The organism is Knoellia remsis (genome assembly GCF_003002895.1).
Taxonomy (GTDB): domain Bacteria; phylum Actinomycetota; class Actinomycetes; order Actinomycetales; family Dermatophilaceae; genus Knoellia; species Knoellia remsis.
This window is the reverse complement of record NZ_PVTI01000040.1, coordinates 1-18,791: the sequence shown is the minus strand read 5'-3', so window position 1 is coordinate 18,791 and position 18,791 is coordinate 1. Positions and strand designations below refer to the sequence as shown.

At 70.0% G+C, this 18,791-nt stretch carries 17 protein-coding genes and 1 tRNA gene; 11 read left to right on the top strand and 7 right to left on the bottom strand.

The genetic code is table 11. The features are described 5' to 3' along the window. The 8 genes from BCF74_RS16115 to BCF74_RS16080 form a co-directional block, all read left to right on the top strand. Positions 1-310: transposase (locus tag BCF74_RS16115; RefSeq protein ID WP_177426682.1), on the top strand; the 310-nt coding region annotated here is incomplete at its 5' end. A 467-nt stretch (positions 311-777) separates the two neighbouring features. Beyond that, the gene (locus BCF74_RS16110) at positions 778-2,610 is read left to right on the top strand and encodes a phosphoenolpyruvate carboxykinase (GTP) (RefSeq protein ID WP_106298963.1); all 1,833 of its coding nucleotides are present in this window, start codon (positions 778-780) and stop codon (positions 2,608-2,610) included. A 229-nt stretch (positions 2,611-2,839) separates the two neighbouring features. Continuing rightward, the gene (locus BCF74_RS16105) at positions 2,840-4,099 is read left to right on the top strand and encodes an SGNH/GDSL hydrolase family protein (RefSeq protein WP_106298962.1); all 1,260 of its coding nucleotides are present in this window, start codon (positions 2,840-2,842) and stop codon (positions 4,097-4,099) included. Positions 4,100-4,262: 163 nt separating this feature from the next. Further along, positions 4,263-5,486, top strand: coding sequence for an acetyl-CoA C-acetyltransferase (locus BCF74_RS16100; RefSeq protein WP_106298961.1), 1,224 nt, complete (start codon positions 4,263-4,265; stop codon positions 5,484-5,486). A gap of 49 nt (positions 5,487-5,535) precedes the next feature. Beyond that, positions 5,536-7,713 carry a 3-hydroxyacyl-CoA dehydrogenase NAD-binding domain-containing protein gene (locus BCF74_RS16095; protein WP_106298960.1) on the top strand — a complete coding sequence of 726 codons (2,178 nt, stop codon included), beginning with the start codon at positions 5,536-5,538 and terminating at the stop codon, positions 7,711-7,713. A gap of 10 nt (positions 7,714-7,723) precedes the next feature. Continuing rightward, complete coding sequence (locus BCF74_RS16090) at positions 7,724-8,596, top strand: CoA transferase (RefSeq protein ID WP_106298959.1); 873 nt, start codon at positions 7,724-7,726, stop codon at positions 8,594-8,596. Between the two features lie 103 nt (positions 8,597-8,699). Next, entirely contained in the window at positions 8,700-9,434 is a 735-nt protein-coding gene (locus BCF74_RS16085) for a response regulator transcription factor (RefSeq protein WP_106298965.1), read from the top strand. Continuing rightward, on the top strand, positions 9,431-10,903 hold the full coding sequence (locus BCF74_RS16080; RefSeq protein ID WP_106298958.1) for a sensor histidine kinase: 1,473 nt from the start codon (positions 9,431-9,433) through the stop codon (positions 10,901-10,903). The genes BCF74_RS16085 and BCF74_RS16080 overlap by 4 nt, the downstream gene beginning before the upstream one ends. A 23-nt stretch (positions 10,904-10,926) precedes the next feature. Here BCF74_RS16080 and BCF74_RS16075 read toward each other — a convergent pair whose 3' ends face one another. Then, positions 10,927-11,295 (bottom strand): hypothetical protein, encoded by a 369-nt coding sequence (locus BCF74_RS16075; protein ID WP_106298957.1) that lies wholly within the window; start codon positions 11,293-11,295, stop codon positions 10,927-10,929. Positions 11,296-11,512: 217 nt separating this feature from the next. Between BCF74_RS16075 and BCF74_RS16070 the strand changes: the two genes are divergently transcribed. Next, positions 11,513-11,602 (top strand) — tRNA-Ser (locus BCF74_RS16070). Positions 11,603-11,853: 251 nt separating this feature from the next. Continuing rightward, complete coding sequence (locus BCF74_RS16065; RefSeq protein ID WP_106298956.1) at positions 11,854-12,384, top strand: methylated-DNA--[protein]-cysteine S-methyltransferase; 531 nt, start codon at positions 11,854-11,856, stop codon at positions 12,382-12,384. A gap of 37 nt (positions 12,385-12,421) precedes the next feature. On the opposite strand, the gene BCF74_RS16060 is transcribed toward BCF74_RS16065, so the two are convergent. The 6 genes from BCF74_RS16060 to BCF74_RS16035 form a co-directional block, all read right to left on the bottom strand. Further along, positions 12,422-13,915 (bottom strand): LCP family protein, encoded by a 1,494-nt coding sequence (locus BCF74_RS16060; protein WP_245889413.1) that lies wholly within the window; start codon positions 13,913-13,915, stop codon positions 12,422-12,424. A 216-nt stretch (positions 13,916-14,131) separates the two neighbouring features. Then, complete coding sequence (locus tag BCF74_RS16055) at positions 14,132-14,335, bottom strand: cold-shock protein (RefSeq protein WP_106298955.1); 204 nt, start codon at positions 14,333-14,335, stop codon at positions 14,132-14,134. 413 nt (positions 14,336-14,748) lie between these two features. After that, positions 14,749-15,138 carry a universal stress protein gene (locus BCF74_RS16050; RefSeq protein WP_106298954.1) on the bottom strand — a complete coding sequence of 130 codons (390 nt, stop codon included), beginning with the start codon at positions 15,136-15,138 and terminating at the stop codon, positions 14,749-14,751. Further along, positions 15,135-16,112: an ATP-binding cassette domain-containing protein gene (locus BCF74_RS16045; protein WP_106298953.1), complete on the bottom strand. Its 978-nt coding sequence runs from the start codon at positions 16,110-16,112 to the stop codon at positions 15,135-15,137. Before BCF74_RS16045 ends, BCF74_RS16050 begins: the two co-directional genes overlap by 4 nt. After that, entirely contained in the window at positions 16,109-17,131 is a 1,023-nt protein-coding gene (locus BCF74_RS16040) for an ABC transporter permease (RefSeq protein ID WP_106298952.1), read from the bottom strand. The genes BCF74_RS16045 and BCF74_RS16040 overlap by 4 nt, the downstream gene beginning before the upstream one ends. A gap of 3 nt (positions 17,132-17,134) precedes the next feature. Further along, on the bottom strand, positions 17,135-18,238 hold the full coding sequence (locus BCF74_RS16035) for a substrate-binding domain-containing protein (RefSeq protein ID WP_106298951.1): 1,104 nt from the start codon (positions 18,236-18,238) through the stop codon (positions 17,135-17,137). Positions 18,239-18,618: 380 nt separating this feature from the next. Between BCF74_RS16035 and BCF74_RS16030 the strand changes: the two genes are divergently transcribed. Further along, positions 18,619-18,791, top strand: a 173-nt coding sequence (locus BCF74_RS16030) for a LacI family DNA-binding transcriptional regulator (protein WP_146133017.1), incomplete at its 3' end; no start/stop codon positions are given.

Here is an 18,791-nt window from a genome sequence, read left to right as displayed (position 1 = left end):
CGACATCCTCGCCTTCACCGCGTTCCCGAAGGAGATCTGGCGCCAGATCTGGTCGAACAACCCCAACGAGCGCCTCAACCGAGAGATCCGCCGCCGCACCGACGTCGTCGGGATCTTCCCCAACCGCGAGTCCGTGATCCGGCTCGTCGGGGCCGTCCTCGCGGAGCAGCACGACGAATGGGCCGAACAACGCCGCTACCTCGGCCTCGAAGCCCTCAAGAACGCCCGCGCCGTGCTCATCGCCCGCGAGGGACAGGCCGGGAACGAGGAGGTGACCACCGAGCTGATCGCCGGCGCCATCAACGCCTAAACCACAACCCTCGACGGATCACCGTCGTACACCACCGATCCGGACTTGACCGCCCCGGGCGCCCGGAGCGTGACTGCGCGAGGCGCGCGAACGGCATACCGGGCACGGGCCTCCACCCCCAAACCTGGTGACTCGTCCCTTCATGGAGGGACGAGTCACCAGGGAGGGGACGACTCGTCGACGACGGCCCCGGTATGCCGGCCGCGCACCCCCGCGTGTGGGGAACCTCACCCCTGCGGAAACCTTTCCGCGGTCGGGCGTGTCCACAAAGCCTCCTACGGTGGACAGACGGGCCCTCCCGGCCCGCACTTCACGCACCCGCATCGGGGCAAGACGCGTCTCACGATGCGAGTACCGTGAGGTCATCCAGCAGGTCAGTGCTCGGTTCCCTCCGAGGTGGCTCGGGCACTGGCCGGGGCACGAACCCGGGCCCGAACGCCCGGCATCGGAAGGACTACGGACCGCAGATGACGACCGCCGCCGCACCCGTCCAGGGCACCACGCACGCAGGCCTGCAGGCCTGGGTCGACGAGGTCGCCGCCATGACCACCCCGGACGAGGTGGTGTGGGTGACCGGGTCCGACGAGGAGTGGACGCGGCTCACCGACAAGCTCGTCGAGGCCGGCACCTTCGTCCGCCTCAACGAGGAGAAGAAGCCGAACAGTTTCTACGCCGCCTCCGACCCGAGCGACGTCGCCCGCGTCGAGGACCGCACCTACATCTGCTCCGTGGACGAGAAGGACTCCGGGCCCACCAACAACTGGATGGACCCGAACGAGATGAAGGACCTCATGCGTGGCCTCTACAAGGGCTGCATGAAGGGTCGGACGATGTACGTCATCCCGTTCGTCATGGGTCACCTCGACGCCGAGAACCCGATGTTCGGCGTCGAGATCACCGACTCCGAGTACGTCACCGTCTCGATGCGCGTCATGGCCCGCTGCGGCACCGACGTCCTGCGTCGGATCGAAGGTTTGGGCGAGGCGGCGCAATATGTCCCCGCGCTGCACTCCGTCGGCGCCCCGCTCGAGCCGGGCCAGCAGGACGTGAAGTGGCCGTGCAACCCCGAGAAGTACATCGTCCAGTTCCCCGAGGAGCGGACGATCTGGTCCTACGGCTCGGGCTACGGCGGCAACGCCCTTCTCGGCAAGAAGTGCTACGCCCTGCGCATCGCCTCGGTCATGGCCCGCGACGAGGGCTGGATGGCCGAGCACATGCTCATCCTCAAGCTCACCTCGCCCGAGCAGCAGGTCTACTACATCGCCGCCGGCTTCCCGAGCGCGTGCGGCAAGACCAACCTCGCCATGCTCAAGCCGACTATCCCCGGCTGGAAGGTCGAGACCCTCGGCGACGACATCGCGTGGATGCGCTTCGGCAAGGACGGCCGCCTGTATGCCGTGAACCCGGAGTTCGGCTTCTTCGGTGTCGCCCCGGGCACGAACGAGCACACCAACCCCAACGCCATGGCGACGATCAACAAGGGCAACTCGGTCTTCACCAACGTCGCCCTCACCGACGACGGCGACGTGTGGTGGGAGGGGCTCGAGAACATGCCCGAGCACGCCACGAGCTGGAAGGGCGAGGACTGGACCCCCGCCGACGGCGAGGCCGGCGTCCTCTCATCGCACGCGAACAGCCGCTACTGCACCCCGATCAAGCAGTGCGACATCCTCGCTCCGGAGTACGACGACCCGCAGGGTGTGCCGATCTCGGCGATCTTCTTCGGCGGCCGCCGCAAGACGACGGTCCCGCTCGTCACCGAGTCGCGCGACTGGACGCACGGCACCTTCATGGGCGCAACGCTCTCGTCCGAGACGACGGCTGCGGCCACGGGCCAGGTCGGCGTCGTCCGCCGCGACCCGATGGCGATGCTGCCGTTCATCGGCTACAACGCCGGCGACTACTTCCAGCACTGGATCAACATGGGCAAGGACGCCGACGCGACCAAGCTCCCGAAGATCTTCTACGTCAACTGGTTCCGTCGCGACGAAGAGGGCAACTTCGTGTGGCCTGGCTTCGGCGAGAACAGCCGCGTCCTCAAGTGGGCGATCGAGCGCATCGAGGGCAAGGCAGCCGCGGTCGAGACCCCGATCGGTCACGTCCCCACCCCGGAGTCGCTCGACACCGACGGCCTCGACATGGACCCGGCCGAGCTGGCCAAGGCGCTCGCCGTCGACCCCGAGGAGTGGAAGGCCGAGATCCCGCAGATCGAGGAGTGGTTCGCCAAGTTCGGCGACAACCTCCCGACCCAGCTGCAGGTCGAGCTCGACGGCCTCAAGGCCCGCCTCGGCGTGGAGTGAGCTGACTCGACACCGCGCGGGCCCACCCGCTGGACGCACTTCCGGCGCCGTGACGCAGTTTTGTCTGCGGCATGGCGCCGGAAGTGCGTCCGGGCCACGTCGGGTCGCAGCCACCAACAAGCAAGTCCGTATGCCGGGTGGTGGCCGCGCGATGAACGCTGCGGGGCCGTTTCGGTGAGGTGGGCACGAACCATGGCGCGGACGGCATACGACGCGGTTGACTGCCGGGATGAGCGCATCCCGACGAACCCGCACCCTCCTCACCACCGGCGCCGCCGCAGCGGCACTCGGGACGGCCGCCCTCGTCCTGCCGCACGCCGAACCGGCCGTCTCGGCCCAGCCGGCCCGGACCGCCGCGGCCGTCGACGCTGGACGGCCGGTCGACCAGGTCGGCACGTGGGCCACCGCCCCCGACACGACGGTCCTCCAGCTCGACGGGCAGACCGTGCGCAACATCGTGCGCACGAGCGTCGGCGGGACCGACCTGCGGATCTCGCTGTCGAACGCGTTCGGGTCCGAGCCGGTGACGTTCGACTCGGTGTGGGTGGGCCGGACGGCAGAAGGCGCCGCGGTGAAGCCGGGGACCAACCAGCGGCTCACCTTCAGTGGCAGCACGTCGGTCACCGTGCCCGTCGGCGCCGAGGTGCTCAGCGACCCCGTGGCCGGCGACGTCCCCGCGCAATCGACGCTCGCCGTGAGCATCCACGTCGTCGGTGACCCCGGCACGGTCAGCGGCCACAAGCTCGCCCACCAGACGAACTACATCTCGACCGCCGGTGACCACGCCGCGCAGGAGTCGGGCGAGGCGTTCACGACCACGACGACGAGCTACGCCTGGGTCGAGTCGGCCGTCGTCGAGGTGCCCGAGCAGGTCGACACGGTCGTCGCGCTCGGCGACTCCATCACCGACGGCGACAAGTCGACGACGAGCGCCAACCGTCGCTGGCCGAACTACCTCGCGCAGCGCCTCGCCGCGCAGCCGCGGCCGCTGCAGTACGGCGTCATGAACCTGGGCATCTCCGGCAACCGGGTGCTCGCCGACGGCCCCGGCGTCAGCGCCCAGGCGCGCTTCGACCGCGACGTGCTCGCCCAGCCCGACGTCCGTACCGTCGTCGTCATGGAGGGCGTCAACGACCTGCGCTGGGACCTCGCGACGAAGCCGTCGGACCTCATCAACGCCTACCGCCAGCTCATCGCCCGTGGGCACGCGCGCGGCATCTGCGTCGTCGGCGGCACGATGACGCCCTGGGAGGGTGGCAGCCGCTGGTCCGCCGAGCGCGACGCCCTCCGCCGGCAGGTCAACGACTGGATCCGCACGAGCGGCGAGTTCGACGCCGTCGTCGACTTCGACGCCGCCATCCGCGACCCGCAGCGGCCGGCCCGGATGCTGCCGGCCTACGACAGCGGCGACCACCTCCACCCCGGGGACGCCGGCTACGCGGCGATGGCGAACGCCGTCGACCTCAAGGATCTCGAGTGCCGCCGCTGACGCCGCCGAGGTGAGCGGCCGGCATACCGGCACATCGGCACGACGGGCGCAGTGTGACTTCGGCGGCACCACTGGCCCTCGCCCGGCGAGGAGTGCTACACCTGTAGAGGTAAGCGCTCGCTCACCTCCCGTCGCCATCCCGCTTGTCAAGGAGTGCCCAGCCATGCCAGACCAGCCCCAGGCCGTCATCTTCGACGCCATCCGCACACCTCGAGGGAAGGGCAAGGCGGGCGTCGGCTCGCTCAACGAGGTCAAGCCGATCGACCTCGTCGTCGGCCTCCTGAAGACCCTGCGCGAGCGCAACCCCGGCCTCGACGCCGCCCAGATCGACGACATCGTCCTCGGCATCGTCTCGCCCGTGGGCGACCAGGGCGCGGTCCTCCCCCGCGTCGCCGCGATGTATGCCGGCCTGCCCGAGCCCGTCGCCGGCGTCCAGCTCAACCGCTTCTGCGGCTCCGGGCTCGAGGCCGTGAACCAGGCCGCGGCGCGCGTGCGCTCCGGCTTCGAGGACCTCATCATCGCCGGCGGCGTCGAGTCGATGTCGCGCGTGCCGATGGGCAGCGACGGCGGCGCCTGGGCGATGGACCCCGCCGTCGCGCTCGCCACCGACTTCGTGCCGCAGGGCATCAGTGCCGACCTCATCGCGACGATCGAGGGCTACGACCGTGCCGAGGTCGACCGGTATGCCGCCCAGTCCCACCAGCGTGCGGCCGCGGCCTGGGAGACCGGTCACTTCGAGAAGTCGGTCGTGCCGGTGACCGACCAGAACGGCCTCACCATCCTCGACCGTGACGAGACGGTTCGCCCGGACACGACCGCCGAGTCGCTCGGCGGCCTCAACCCGTCGTTCGCGATGATCGGCGAGGCCGGCGGTTTCGACTTCGTCGCGCTCGAGAAGTACACGAACGTCGACGCCATCAACCACGTCCACCACGCCGGCAACTCCTCCGGCATCGTCGACGGCGCCGGACTGCTCCTCATCGGCAACGAGGAGACCGGCAAGGAGATGGGTCTCACGCCACGCGCCCGTATCGTCTCGGCCGCGGTCATCGGCTCCGAGCCGACGATCATGCTCACCGGCCCGGCGCCCGCCTGCCGCAAGGCCCTCGACCGGGTCGGCATGAAGGCCTCCGACATCGACCTCGTCGAGATCAACGAGGCGTTCGCGGCCGTCGCCCTCAAGCTCATGCGCGACATGGGCTGGAACGAGGAGCAGACCAACGTCAACGGCGGCGCCATCGCCATGGGCCACCCGCTCGGTGCGACCGGCGCGATGATCCTCGGCACTCTCGTCGACGAGCTCGAGCGCCGCGACCTCGAGCGCGGTATCGCCACGCTCTGCATCGGTGCCGGCATGGGCATCGCCACCGTCGTCGAGCGCGTCTGACCGCGCCGGCTCCCAGACCTCTCAGACCTGACAGGAACCACGAGAACCCATGAGCGAGAACATGATTCGGTACGAGCGCGACGACGAGGGCATCGTCACCCTGACGATGGACGACCCGAGCGCGGGCGCGAACACCATGAACGCGGCATACAAGGCCGCGATGGCCGAGACGGTCGACCGGCTCGAGCAGGAGAAGGACGACATCACCGGGGTCGTGCTCACCTCGGCCAAGAAGACCTTCTTCGCCGGCGGCAACCTCGCCGACCTCCAGAAGATCACCTCGGCCAACGTCGGCGACGCCTTCACCGAGGTCGAGGAGATCAAGGCCCAGCTGCGACGGCTCGAGAAGCTCGGCAAGCCGGTCGTCGCGGCCATCAACGGCGCCGCGCTCGGCGGCGGCCTCGAGATCGCCCTCGCAACGCACCACCGCATCGCCGTCGACGACGACAGGATCAAGATCGGTCTGCCCGAGGTGAGCCTCGGTCTCCTGCCCGGTGGCGGCGGCGTGACCCGCCTTGTGCGGATGCTCGGCATCGCCCCGGCGCTCATGGACTGGCTGCTCCAGGGCCAGCAGCGCACGCCGTCCGAGGCCAAGGCCAAGGGCGTCGTCGACGAGCTCGTCGCGACCCAGGAGGAGCTCGTCCCGGCCGCGAAGCAGTGGATCCGCGACAACGCCGGCAAGGCCGACGCGGCGACGAAGGGCTGGGACGTCAAGGGCTACAAGATCCCCGGCGGCACCCCCACGACGCCGAGCTTCGCGGCGAACCTGCCGGCCTTCCCGGCGAACCTGCGCAAGCAGCTCAAGGGCTCGCCCATCAAGTCCCCGCGCTCGATCATGTCGGCCGCCATCGAGGGCGCGCAGGTCGACTTCGACACCGCGAGCCGCATCGAGTCGCGCTACTTCGCCGACCTCGTCGCCGGCCGCGAGTCGAAGGCGATGATCCAGGCGTTCTTCTTCGACCTCCAGGCGATCAACTCGGGCAAGCTGCGCCCCGAGGGCGTCGAGAAGCGCAAGGTCACCAAGGTCGGCGTCCTCGGCGCCGGCATGATGGGCGCCGGCATCGCGCACGCGTGCGCGACGAGCGGCATCGACGTCGTCCTCAAGGACGTCTCGCTCGAGTCGGCCGAAAAGGGCAAGGGCTACACCCAGAAGCTCGTCGACGCGCGCGTCTCCAAGGGCCGCATGACCGCCGAGGACCGCGACGCCGTCCTCGCCCGCATCACCCCGACGGCCGACGCTGCGGACCTGGGGGACGTCGACGTCGTCATCGAGGCGGTCTTCGAGGACCTCGGGCTCAAGGAGAAGGTCTTCAAGGAGGTCGAGGCCGTCGTCGGCCCCGACACCCTGCTCTGCTCGAACACCTCGACTCTGCCGATCACCGACCTGCAGGGCTTCTCGTCGCGCCCGGCCGACTTCATCGGGCTGCACTTCTTCAGCCCCGTCGACAAGATGAAGCTCGTCGAGATCATCCGCGGCGAGCAGACCGCCGACGAGGCCGCGGCCCGCGCCATCGACCTCGTCCAGCAGATCCGCAAGATCCCGATCGTCGTCGCCGACGGGCGCGGGTTCTACACGAGCCGCGTCTTCGGAACCCTCATCGACGAGGGCGTCCGTCTCGTCGCCGAGGGCGTCGACCCGCAGGTCATCGAGCGCGGCGCGACGTCGGCCGGCTTCCCGGCCCCGCCGCTGGCGATGCTCGACGAGGTCTCGCTCACGCTGACCCAGCACATCCGTGGCGAGGCCGCGAAGGCCGCTGCCGCGGCCGGCGAGGAGTATGCCGCGAACCCGGGCGAGCAGGTCGTCGACACCCTCGTCGAGCTCGGCCGCAAGGGCCGCGCCTCCGGCGCCGGGCTCTACGACTACCCCGAGGGCGGCGCCAAGGTCCTGTGGCCCGAGCTGCGCACCCGCTGGACCAAGGGCACCGACGTGCCCGAGCGCGACCTGCACGACCGCTACCTCTACCGGATGGCGCTCGAGACGGCCGCGTGCTTCGAGAGCGGTGTGCTCAAGGATGCGGAGTCGGCCAACATCGGCGGCATCTTCGGCATCGGCTTCCCGCCGCACACCGGCGGCCCGGCGACGTTCATGACGAACTCAGAGGGTGGCCTGCGCGGGTTCGTCTCGCGCGCCAACGAGCTCGCCGACACCTATGGCGAGCGGTTCCGTCCGTCGCCGTGGCTCGTCGAGCGGGCCGAGAAGGGCTCCCTCGTCGACGCCGTCTCCTGAGGTCGGCAACATGAGCGAATCGACGGGCTCGACCCCCGGCGAACGCGGACCCCTCGACGGCGTCCGTGTCGTCTCCGTCGCCATCAACCTGCCCGGGCCGGCCGCCGTTGCGCGGCTGGCCGGGCAGGGGGCGAGCGTCGTGACGGTGCTGCCGCCGTCGGGCGACCCGCTCGGGCACGTCGCCCCCGACTACTTCGACGAGCTGCACGCGGGGCAGGAGGTCCGCACCCTCGACCTCAAGTCGCCGGACGGCCGGGCCGAGCTCGAACAGCTCCTCGCCGAGGCCGACGTCCTCGTGACCAGCTCGCGCCCCTCGGCCCTCATCCGCCTGGGGCTCGACCACGCATCGGTGAGCGGACGGCATACGCGCCTGTGCCAGGTCGACATCGTCGGCCACCCGGGTGAGGAGGCCGAGATCGCCGGCCACGACCTCACCTACCAGGCCGTCGAGGGGCTCGTCCGCGACGGGCAGCTGCCGTCGACGACGGCGGTCGACCTCGCCGGAGCAGAGCGGGCGGCGGCCGAGGCCGCCGCGGCCCTCGTCGCGCGCGAGCGCACCGGCCGCGGTGTCCGGCGCGAGGTGGCGCTCTCCGACGTCGCTGCGACGCTCGCCCGACCCGTCGTGCACGGCATGACCCGACCCGGCGGCCCGCTCGGTGGCGCCGTCCCCGTGTATGCCGTGTATGCGGCGTCCGAGGGGCACGTCGCCCTCGCGGCGCTCGAACCACACTTCGCCGTCAACCTCGCGACCGCGCTCGGCATCGGACCCGAGGAGCTGACCCACGACCGGCTCGCAGCCGCGTTCGCGGAGCGTCCGGCCACCGAGTGGCAGGAGTGGGCGCGCGAGCGGGACATCCCCCTCGCCGCCGTCGCCGAGGTCTGAGAGCCCGTCCGCACGGTCCCGGGAGCCGACCGGCCACCTACTCACAGACAGCCCACAGCCGTCTCACGGCGGAACCGGAGCGATGCGAGGTTCACTGGTGCTCATGAGTGCTTCACCCTCATCCGCGGTCCGGTTGCAACGCGTCGACGGCACGCCCGTGCGCGTTCTCGTCGTCGACGACGAGTCGAACCTCACCGAGCTGCTCTCGATGGCGCTGCGCTACGAGGGGTGGGAGGTGCGCTCCGCGGGCACGGGGACCAAGGCGGTCCGCGCCGCGAAGGAGTTCCAGCCCGACGCCGTCGTCCTCGACATGATGCTCCCCGACTTCGACGGGCTCGAGGTGTTGCGGCGGATGCGCGCCGACAACGAGTCCGTTCCCGTGCTCTTCCTCACGGCTCGGGACGCGGTCGAGGACCGGATCGCCGGTCTCACGGCCGGGGGTGACGACTACGTCACCAAGCCGTTCAGCCTCGAAGAGGTCGTGGCGCGTCTGCGTGCCCTCATGCGCCGCACCGCCGTCGCGGCGGACGACGCGTCGTCGCTGCTCGTGGTCGGTGACCTCACCATGGATGAGGACAGCCACGAGGTGACCCGCGGCGGCGACGGGATCCACCTCACCGCAACGGAGTTCGAGCTGCTGCGCTACCTCATGCGCAACCCCAAGCGGGTGCTGTCGAAGGCCCAGATCCTCGACCGCGTGTGGAACTACGACTTCGGCGGTCAGGCCAACGTCGTCGAGCTCTACATCTCCTACCTGCGCAAGAAGATCGACGCCGGCCGGGCCCCGATGATCCACACGATGCGCGGCGTCGGCTACGTCCTCAAGCCGGCGGAATGACGACAGGCGGCACGCGACTCGCCTTCCTCAGGCCGCGGAGCTGGCCGCTCACGACCCAGCTCATCGCGGCCGTCGTCGCGCTCTTCCTCGTTCTCTCCGTCGGCACGGCGACGTTCACGGTCCTCGCCCTGCGCGGACAGCTGCTCGACCAGATCGACGCCGACGTCACGGCGACTCTCGCCCGGGCGACGGGTGAGGGCGCGGGCCGCCCGGGCGGCCCCGGTGACGGGCCGGCTGGCGGCCCGGGCGTCGGTCCCGTCCCCGGCGGTCGCGGCGAGTCGGTCACCGTCATCCTCGACGACGAGGGGAGTTTCCTCGTCAACCGCATCGAGCACGGCATGACCGTCGGCCAGCTCTCCAGCGACCAGCTCGACGCCCTCGACGAGGCCCACCTCGGGAGCCGCCCCCGCACGGTCGACATCGCCGGCGTGGGCGACTACCGCGTCGCGCAGGCCACGACCCCGACCGGTCTCACGGTCATCTCCGGGCTGCCCATGAGTGGCGTCACCCAGGTCGTCAACACCGCCCTGACCCTCGTCGCGGGGGCCACGATCGTCGGGCTGGCGCTCGCGACCCTCGTCGGGCAATGGCTCATCCGGCGCGGCCTTGCCCCCCTGCAGCGGGTCGCGCAGACGGCGACCCAGGTGAGCCGGCTGCGCCTCGACTCCGGTGATGTCGCTCTCGCACAACGGGTTCCGGAGGCGGACACCGACGCGCGCACCGAGGCCGGGCAGGTCGGCCTGGCCCTCAACCAGATGCTCGACAACGTCGAAGGTGCGTTGCGGTCGCGGCACGAGTCGGAGACCCGCGTCAGGCAGTTCGTCGCGGACGCCTCGCACGAGCTGCGCACGCCCCTCGCGTCCATCCGCGGGTATGCCGAGCTGTCCCGTCGCGAGACCGCTCCCGTCCCCGAGACGGTCGCCCATGCGCTCACGCGGGTCGAGTCGGAGTCGCTGCGCATGCAGGGGCTCGTCGAGGACCTGCTCCTCCTGGCTCGTCTCGATGCGGGTCGGCCGCTCGAGCGCGAACCGGTCGACCTGTCGCTGCTCGCGGTCAACGCCGTGTCCGACGCGCACGCCGCGTCGCCGGAGCATCGGTGGGAGCTCGACCTGCCCGACGAGCCGGTCGAGGTACCCGGCGACCCGGCCCGCCTGCACCAGGTCGTCGCCAACCTCCTGGCGAACGCCCGCACGCACACGCCGCCGGGGACGCGGGTCGTGACGTCGCTCCGGCGCGAGGGAGCGTGGGTGCGGCTGTCCGTGACCGACAACGGCCCCGGGGTGCCGGCGGAGCTGCTCGGGTCGGTGTTCGAGCGGTTCACCCGGGGCGACGCGGCCCGCAACCGAGCCGGCGGGTCGACCGGTCTCGGACTCTCGATCGTCGACGCCGTGGCCCGCACGCACGGTGGGCGGGTCGAGGTCGACTCCGCACCCGGTCGCGCGACCTTCTCGGTGGTCCTGCCGGCCTGAGTGTTCGCCCGGCGCGTCCGGTCTCAGTAGAGGGTCGCCATGAAGCCACCGTTGTCGTCAAGGAACAGGACGACGATCGTCGTGTCGAAGCCGTCGATGACGGCCCCACAGGAGGTCACCGTGTCCTTGCGGGGGGCAGGGAGGGCCTCGCACAGCAGGTCCTCGACCGGCGTGCCGTCCTCGAGGACGTCGACGACGGCCGTCTCGACGCTGTCGGTGAAAGTACGGTCGGTGACGGCGCCCGTCGGCGTCAGCTCGACCTCGCCCCACGCGGGGAGGCCGGCGTCATACCCCCAGACCTCGTCGCCACCCGACCCCACCCGGTCGGCCGCGAACAGGACACCGACGGACAGGGCGATGAGGAAGGACAACGCGCTGACGCCCAGCGCCACCCACGCGACCCAAGCCGGGGCCCGCCGGGGCGCGCCGGCGGCGTGGCCGGGGCCTGTACCGCTGCCCACGGAACGGACTGGGGCACAGGTGGATTCTGGGACGGCGTGGTCATGGGGCTCCTCGAGGTTGCGGCGGCGGCTCATTCTGGCGCGCGGCGCCCGTCGGTGGAGCCGCTTTGCTCGGCGTGTGGCCGGACGGTTACCCTGTTCCGGCTGAGGAGGCGTCGCCTAGTCCGGTCTATGGCGCCGCACTGCTAATGCGGTTTGGGCTAACCGCCCATCGAGGGTTCAAATCCCTCCGCCTCCGCACACGGGAAGCCCCAGAATCGCGAAGCGATCTGGGGCTTTGCCGTGTGCCGAGCGGGGGGATGCCGGGAGACGCGCGAGGCAGCGAGGAACGAGCTGGCTCGCGCGTCGGCTCCCTTCGCCTCCGGCGAGCCGAACGCGTCGGCGACCGGCCGCGTCGGCGACGGAACGCGTCGGCGAGCGGCCGGCATACAGACCGGGCGGACGGCATACGGACGCGATGACTCACACGTGTCGGGGCGATGACGTTCAATGGGCGTGATGACCTCCACCGCCCGCCGCCACACGACGCTCGCCACCGACCTCGGCGACCTGCTCGCCGTGGCCGACGGCGACGCCCTCGTCGGGCTCTACTTCCCGGGCCACTGGCATCCGCCGGCCGACGGCACGATCGGCGCGCCGGTCTCCCCCACAGGCGATCCCGTCTTCGAGACGACCCGGAGCGAGCTCGCCGAGTACCTGCGCGGCGATCGGACCACCTTCACGGTCGCGACGGCGACCGCGGGCGACGCCTTCTCGGAACGGGTGTGGGATCACCTCGCGACGATCCCCTACGGCACGACGACCACCTACGGCACCATCGCGCGCGAGCTGGGCGGTCCCGGTCTCGCGCAGCGCGTCGGGCAGGCGGTCGGGCGCAACCCGGTGAGCATTGTCATCCCGTGTCACCGCGTCGTCGGCGCCGACGGGTCACTGACCGGGTATGCCGGTGGGCTGGAGCGCAAGGCTCGCCTCCTCGCGCTGGAGGAGCCTCGCGAGGTCGCGGAGTCGCGCCTGTTCTGAGCGGCGTCCCGGCCCCTGGCGGAGGCGGTGGCGAGCCTCAGGAGCAGATGTCCTGGCTGGCCTTGCGGGCCTGGATCGTCGGCGACAGCGTCGGGGTCGAGGTGAGCGTCGGCGTGGGCAGCGGCTTCTCGCCGAGCCGGTTCGGCACCTCGACGACGTTCGGCGCGCCTGAGCCCAGCGTCACTCGGACGCGCTTGCCCAGTCCGTCGTCCTCGGTCAGGACGGCGCCGGGGAACGCCGCGGCGACGGTGCGGGCCGCCTCCGCCTGCTCGGGTGCGTACTCGATGGTGACGCCGCTGACGACGCCGTGGCCATTGCTCGTCGTGACCTCATTGAAGCCCTGGACCCGCAGCCCTTCGGCCGCCTGCTTCGAGAGGCCCACGACACCGGAGCTGTTGACGACCTCGACGGTGATCTCGTCGGGGCTCACCGTGAGAGGACGCGTGTCGCTGGGGCTGGGGGTCGGCTTGGGCTTCGAGATGTCGCGGTCCTCCCGGATCGCGGTCCACAGCTCGTCCGCGGCAGGCGCCCACTGGACCCGGTTCGGGTCCTGGGGGTAGGGCTCGGTCGGCACGGTGACGAACTGGATGTTGTCGACGCCGATGTTCTTGATGCTCTGGGCGACGTCCTTCATCGCACCGATCCCGAAGTCCGGGTCGGTCGTCAGCGACTGGGTCGCCGCGTCGAGGAAGCGGAGCAGCTTGTCCGGCCGCAGCAGCAACGAGGACTCGGTCGCCTTCTGGGCCACGGACGACATGAACGCCTGCTGCCGCTTGATGCGCCCCAGGTCGGAGCCGTCACCGACGGTGTAGCGGGCGCGCACGTACCCGAGGGCCTGTTCCCCCTGGAGGGTGTGGCGTCCGGCGGCGAGCGTGAGCTTGGCCTTGGGGTCGTTGATCGGCGTCGGGGTGCAGACCTCGACGCCACCCAGGGCGTCGACCATGTTCTTGAACCCGCCGAAGTCGACGACGGCGAAGTGGTTGACGAAAATATCGGTGTTGCCCTCGAGAGTGCGCATGACGCAGCCGGGGCCGCCGGTGTTGAAGTTCTTGTTCCACTGGCGGACCTGCCACTGGTCAACCGGCGCGTCGGCGTTGCACTCGACCGGCGCCGGGACCATGGAGTCGCGCGGGATCGACACCATCGTCACGTTCTTGCGGTCGGCAGAGATGTGGAGGAGCAGGTTGGTGTCGGAGTGTTGGCCCGGCTCCCAGTCACCGGTGCCGTAGCCCTCGTTGCCCTCACCGGTGCGGATGTCGGAGCCGATGAGCAGGATGTTGAGCGGTCCGGACGAGATGTTGCCGGCGGCGCTGGGACGGTTCTTGCCCAAGGCCTTGGTGACGTCGAGCCGGTCGATGTTGCCGTTGAACCGGAGGTAGGCCGCGACGAGCCCGACGACGAGAACGGCGGCGATGGTGCCGAAGGTGAGGACGGCGCGACGACGACGAGCCTGCTGCCGGTCCATCGCACGGGCGGTGCGCTGTTGGGAGCGCGAACCACCGTCGGGCGGCAAGGAGTCGTCGTTGTGCACAGGATCCTTCTGTCTCGGGACGCGGGGGCACCCGAGACCCCCGGCCCACGGCTGCACCTGATCGCAGTCTAGGACCTCTCCCTGAGAGCTCCATGGACACCTCTCCTACGCCCGGGAGCCCACGGGCTCGTGGCGAGCGCGACGCGCTGCAGACGTGACAGGGCCCCCTCCGCCGTGGCGGAGGGGGCCTTGCTCAAAGACTGTGTGAGTCCTCGATCAGAGGGGGCGGACCTGGTCGGCCTGCGGACCCTTCGGACCCTGGGTGACCTCGAACTCGACCCGCTGGGCCTCGTCCAGGCTGCGGTAGCCCTGGGTGTCGATGGCGGAGTAGTGAACGAACACGTCGGGGCCGCCGCCGTCCTGGGCGATGAAACCAAAGCCCTTCTCAGCGTTGAACCACTTCACGGTGCCCTGTGCCATGTGGGGTAACTCTTTCCTGTGTGTAGCACTGGAACGCAGCAGAATCGCCACGCCCTGGCTGCACCCAACCACACCCCAGACGAGTCGGTTTGACCCGGCTCAGACACACCGGCGCCCGTCTCCTGTGGTAGCCAGACGGGCGCGAACTGCGACCTGCGAGGAACTGCTGTTGTGCAACCGGTCACGAACCTACCAGCAAACGTGCCTCACGGACCCCTTCGGCGGTGGCGGACATGAAGTGTTCACCCTCCGAGAATCCTTCGGTATGCCGGCCGCTCGCCGCCCGCTCCCCCTCACCTCCCCTGTCGTTTCCCCGACTGATTGCTCTTTCCGTGCAGGTCTACCTGCACGGAAAGAGCAATCAGTCGGGGTCGGGGTGCCGGGAACTGGCAATCAGTTGCGGTGGGCCCTGGTCAGGCCTTGACGGCGAGGACGGGGCAGGTCGCGTCGAGCAACACCTGCTGCGCGGTGCTGCCGGTGACGAGCTTGCCGAGGGGGGAGCGCTTGCGCACCCCGATGACGATGAGCTCGGCGTCCTCGTCGGCCGCGACCGACAGGATCTCGTCGGCCGGGGCGAGCCCGCGCGTCATCTGCCGGACCTCGTGGTCGATACCGCGCTCGGTGAGCTGGGCGTCGAGCGCGTCGAGGTCCTGTGGCTCGGCGAAGCTCGGGCCCGAGTAGTCGCCCAGGACACCGGAGTTCACGACGACGAGCCGCGATCCCCTCAGTTCGGCCTCGGCGATCGCCGCCTCGATGGCCGCGAGGCCGGGCGGGCTCGGCAGGTAGCCGACGACGATCGTCATGGCCGGTCCCCGCGGTCCGCGGGTGCGTCCTCGACATGCCCCGCGCGGGTGCCCTCGCTGCCGCGTGAGCCCTCGTGCACCGCATCGGCACGGGGTGCCTCGGCGGCGGGCGTTGCCGTCCCACCGAGCTTCTTGGCGCCCGTCATGATCGCGACGCCTTCGCCCATGTCGTGCGACTCAGGCGTGATGACGCCGGCGCGACCACCGAGCCGCTGGATGTGGATGCGGTCGGCGACCTCCCACACATGCGGCATGTTGTGGCTGACGAGGATGATCGACAGCCCCTTGTCGCGCAGCTGCTTGATCATGTCGAGGACCATCCCCGACTCCTTGACGCCGAGGGCGGCGGTCGGCTCGTCGAGGACGACGACCTTGCTCCCGAACGCCGCCGCGCGCGCGACCGCGACGGCCTGCCGCTGACCACCGGAGAGGGTCTCGACGGCCTGACCCATGTTCTGGATCGTCTGGATGCCGAGGTTCTGCACGGCCTCACCGGCCCGCCGCTCCATGCCCTTCTTGTCGAGCATCCGGAAGATCGAGCCGAGCGGACCCTTGCGACGGTCCTCGCGCGCGAGGTAGAGGTTGCTCGCGATGTCGAGCGCCGGGATGACGGCGAGCTGCTGGTACACCGTCTCGATGCCGGCCTCGCGGGCGTCCTGTGGCTTCTTGAACGACACCTCGCGACCGTTCATCGTGATCGTGCCCGAGTTCGGGACGTACGCCCCGGTGAGGCACTTGATGAGCGTCGACTTGCCGGCACCGTTGTCGCCGATGACCGCGAGCACCTCGCCCGGGTAGAGGTCGAGGTCGACGCCGTCGAGGCCGACGACGCGACCGAACGTGATGACGAGGTTGCGTGCCGAGAGCACCGGCTCCTGGGCGTAGATGGCTTCCTTGCCGGGCGGTATGCCGTCGTGCGAGACCTCGAGGTCGCTCGCCCGCGTGTGTGGCGTCTGAATCCAGTTGACCGTCATGCCTTCACCTTCCGGATCCACTGGTCGACGGCGACGGCAATGATGACGAGGATGCCGGTCGCGAGGACGCGCCACTGCTGGTCGACGCCCATCTGGGAGAGCCCGAACTGGAGCGTCTGGACGATGAGCGCACCGATGAGCGTGCCGACGAGCCGACCCCGGCCACCGAAGAGGCTGGTCCCACCGATGACGACGGCGGTGATGCTCTGCAGGTTCGCATCCGGGATCGCGTTGGGGGTGGCGGCCCCGGCGCGACCGATGAGGATCCACGCCGCGATTCCGTAGATGAGTCCCGCGACGGTGTAGACGCCGAGGAGGATCCGCTTGCTCGGCACACCGGAAAGGCGCGCGGACTCGGGATCGTCGCCCACGGCATACACGTATCTGCCCCACGCGGTCTGCGACAGGACGAAGGCGACGACCGCATAGATGACCCCCACGAGGATGACACCCCAGGTGAGCCGGAAGCCGCCGATGCCGAAGCCCTCACCGAGGAAGTTGAGCAGCCGCGGCAGGCGGGGCGCCTGGATGCTCGCGCCACCGGAGTAGAGCAGCGCGATCGCCGTGAAGATGCTCAGCGTTCCGAGGGTGACGATGAACGGCGGCAGGTTGATCCGGGTGACGAGGATGCCGTTGAGGAAGCCGGCGCCGACCGCGAGCAGGATGCCGATGAGGAGGGCGAGGATGCCCGGCATCCCGCCGTCCTGGGCGAGCGAGGCCATGACCATCATCGACAGGACCATGATCGCGCCGACCGAGAGGTCGATGCCGGCGGTGAGGATGATGAGCGTCTGCCCCACGGCGAGCGCGGCGATGATCGCGGTCTGCTGGAGCAGGATGCCCATCGAGTTCGCCGTGAGGAACGTCGGCGTCGCGATGAAGAACGACAGGAATGCGACGAAGAGCAGGAAGAGCGGGCTCAGCCAGGGGCGCTTGTGCAGCTGGCTCTGCAGCCGCTGGACCGGGGACTGCTGCCGCCGAGCGAACTCGGCGGCAGCAGTCGTGACGTCGGTGCTCATGGGTCAGTTGCCCCAGCAGATCTTCGAGCCCTCGTCCGAGGTGATGCTCTCGATCCCATCGGCGGGCTTGTCGGTGACGAGCGCGACCCCGGTGTTCTTGAAGTCCAGCCCGGCGTCCGGCGTCGGCTTCGCGCCGCCACGGGCGACCTCGGCGATGGCGGCCATGCCCTCGGTCGCCATCTTGAGCGGGTACTGCTGGGCCGTCGCGCCGATGACGCCGTCCTTGACCGACTTCACGCCGGCGCAGCCGCCGTCGATCGAGACGATGAGCGCCTTCTTGCCAGCCGCCTGGAGTGCGGCGTTGGCGCCCACGGCGGTCGGCTCGTTGAGCGTGTAGACGAGGTTGATGCCGGGGTTGCGGGCGAGGCACTTCTCCATCGCGGTGCGACCGCCGTCCTCGGCGCCGTTGGCGGCCTCGTTGCAGACGATCGTGTAGGTGCCGCCCTTGCCGCTGGTGTACTTGCCGGTCTTGGCTTCGTCGCCGTTCTTCTTCGGGTCGGCGACGTCGATGCCCATGCCCTCGAGGAAGCCCTGGTCGCGGTTGTAGTCGACCGACACGATCTTGTCGGCGAAGAGGTCGAGCAGCGCGATCGTCGCCGGCTGGCCGTCCATCTGGGCGGCGGCCCACTTGCCGATGAGCTGGCCCGCCTCACGGTTGTCGGTGGCGAAGGTGATGTCGACGACGTCGGCCGGGTCCGGCGGGGTGTCGAGAGCGATGACGTAAAGGCCGGCGTCGCGGGCCTTCTTGATCGCGGCGTTGACGCCGGTGCTCATCGGGGTGATGAGGATGCCCTTGTCGCCGCGGGCGATCGCGTCCTCGATGGCGGTGATCTGGCCCTGGTCGTCACCCTCCTGCTTGCCGGAGGCGACGGTGAGCTTGACGTTGTTCTTGGACGCGTCGGCCTTCGCGCCCTCCTGCATGGCGACGAAGAACGGGTTGGTCGAGTCCTTCGTGATGAGGGCGACGCCGACCTGCTCGTTGCCGCCACCACCGCCGGAGCCGGTGTCGGCTCCGCCACGGTTGCAGGCACTGAGGCCGAGTGCGGTCGCGGCCGCGACACTGACGGCGAGGGCGCGGGTCGTGCGGGATCTGCGAGAAATGCGCATGGGTCCAACTCTCCTTCGAGTCTGCGGTTCGAACTCCGCCGCCACGCCATGTCGAGTGACAACGTTGTCAGAGACATGTATAGAGCCAGGTTGCGCTCAGGTCAACCCATGCCGTAGAACTCGTGAGGTGAAGGTGACATCGTTGTCAGGCTGGACGACTCCCGCGGACCGGGCGCGTCGCCCTGTCCCGATCTCACCCAATTGGACGGTTGGGCACACCCGCCCCGTCCCGAAGTCACCCAATTGGACGGTTGGGCACACCCGCCCCGTCCGCCACTCCGTCCCGAAGTCACCCAATTGGACGGTTGGGCACACCCGCCCCGTCCGCCACTCCGTCCCGAAGTCACCCATTTGGACGATTCGGGACACGGGGAGCAGGCATGGCTGAGACGACGGGGCGGGCCACGATGCGCGACGTCGCGGCGCTCGCCGGGGTGAGCATCAAGACCGTGTCGCGGGTCGTCAACGGTGAGCCCGGCGTCGCCGTCGCCGTGCGCGAACGCGTCCAGGACGCGGTGCAGCGACTCGACTACCGCCACCACCTCGCAGCGAG

Coding starts and splice junctions, on each gene's coding strand:
- BCF74_RS16110 (WP_106298963.1), top strand. CDS start 778: ATGACGACCGCCGCCGCACCCGTCCAGGGCACCACGCACGCAGGCCTG.
- BCF74_RS16105 (WP_106298962.1), top strand. CDS start 2,840: ATGAGCGCATCCCGACGAACCCGCACCCTCCTCACCACCGGCGCCGCC.
- BCF74_RS16100 (WP_106298961.1), top strand. CDS start 4,263: ATGCCAGACCAGCCCCAGGCCGTCATCTTCGACGCCATCCGCACACCT.
- BCF74_RS16095 (WP_106298960.1), top strand. CDS start 5,536: ATGAGCGAGAACATGATTCGGTACGAGCGCGACGACGAGGGCATCGTC.
- BCF74_RS16090 (WP_106298959.1), top strand. CDS start 7,724: ATGAGCGAATCGACGGGCTCGACCCCCGGCGAACGCGGACCCCTCGAC.
- BCF74_RS16085 (WP_106298965.1), top strand. CDS start 8,700: ATGAGTGCTTCACCCTCATCCGCGGTCCGGTTGCAACGCGTCGACGGC.
- BCF74_RS16080 (WP_106298958.1), top strand. CDS start 9,431: ATGACGACAGGCGGCACGCGACTCGCCTTCCTCAGGCCGCGGAGCTGG.
- BCF74_RS16065 (WP_106298956.1), top strand. CDS start 11,854: ATGGGCGTGATGACCTCCACCGCCCGCCGCCACACGACGCTCGCCACC.
- BCF74_RS16055 (WP_106298955.1), bottom strand. CDS start 14,335: ATGGCACAGGGCACCGTGAAGTGGTTCAACGCTGAGAAGGGCTTTGGT.
- BCF74_RS16050 (WP_106298954.1), bottom strand. CDS start 15,138: ATGACGATCGTCGTCGGCTACCTGCCGAGCCCGCCCGGCCTCGCGGCC.
- BCF74_RS16045 (WP_106298953.1), bottom strand. CDS start 16,112: ATGACGGTCAACTGGATTCAGACGCCACACACGCGGGCGAGCGACCTC.
- BCF74_RS16040 (WP_106298952.1), bottom strand. CDS start 17,131: ATGAGCACCGACGTCACGACTGCTGCCGCCGAGTTCGCTCGGCGGCAG.
- BCF74_RS16035 (WP_106298951.1), bottom strand. CDS start 18,238: ATGCGCATTTCTCGCAGATCCCGCACGACCCGCGCCCTCGCCGTCAGT.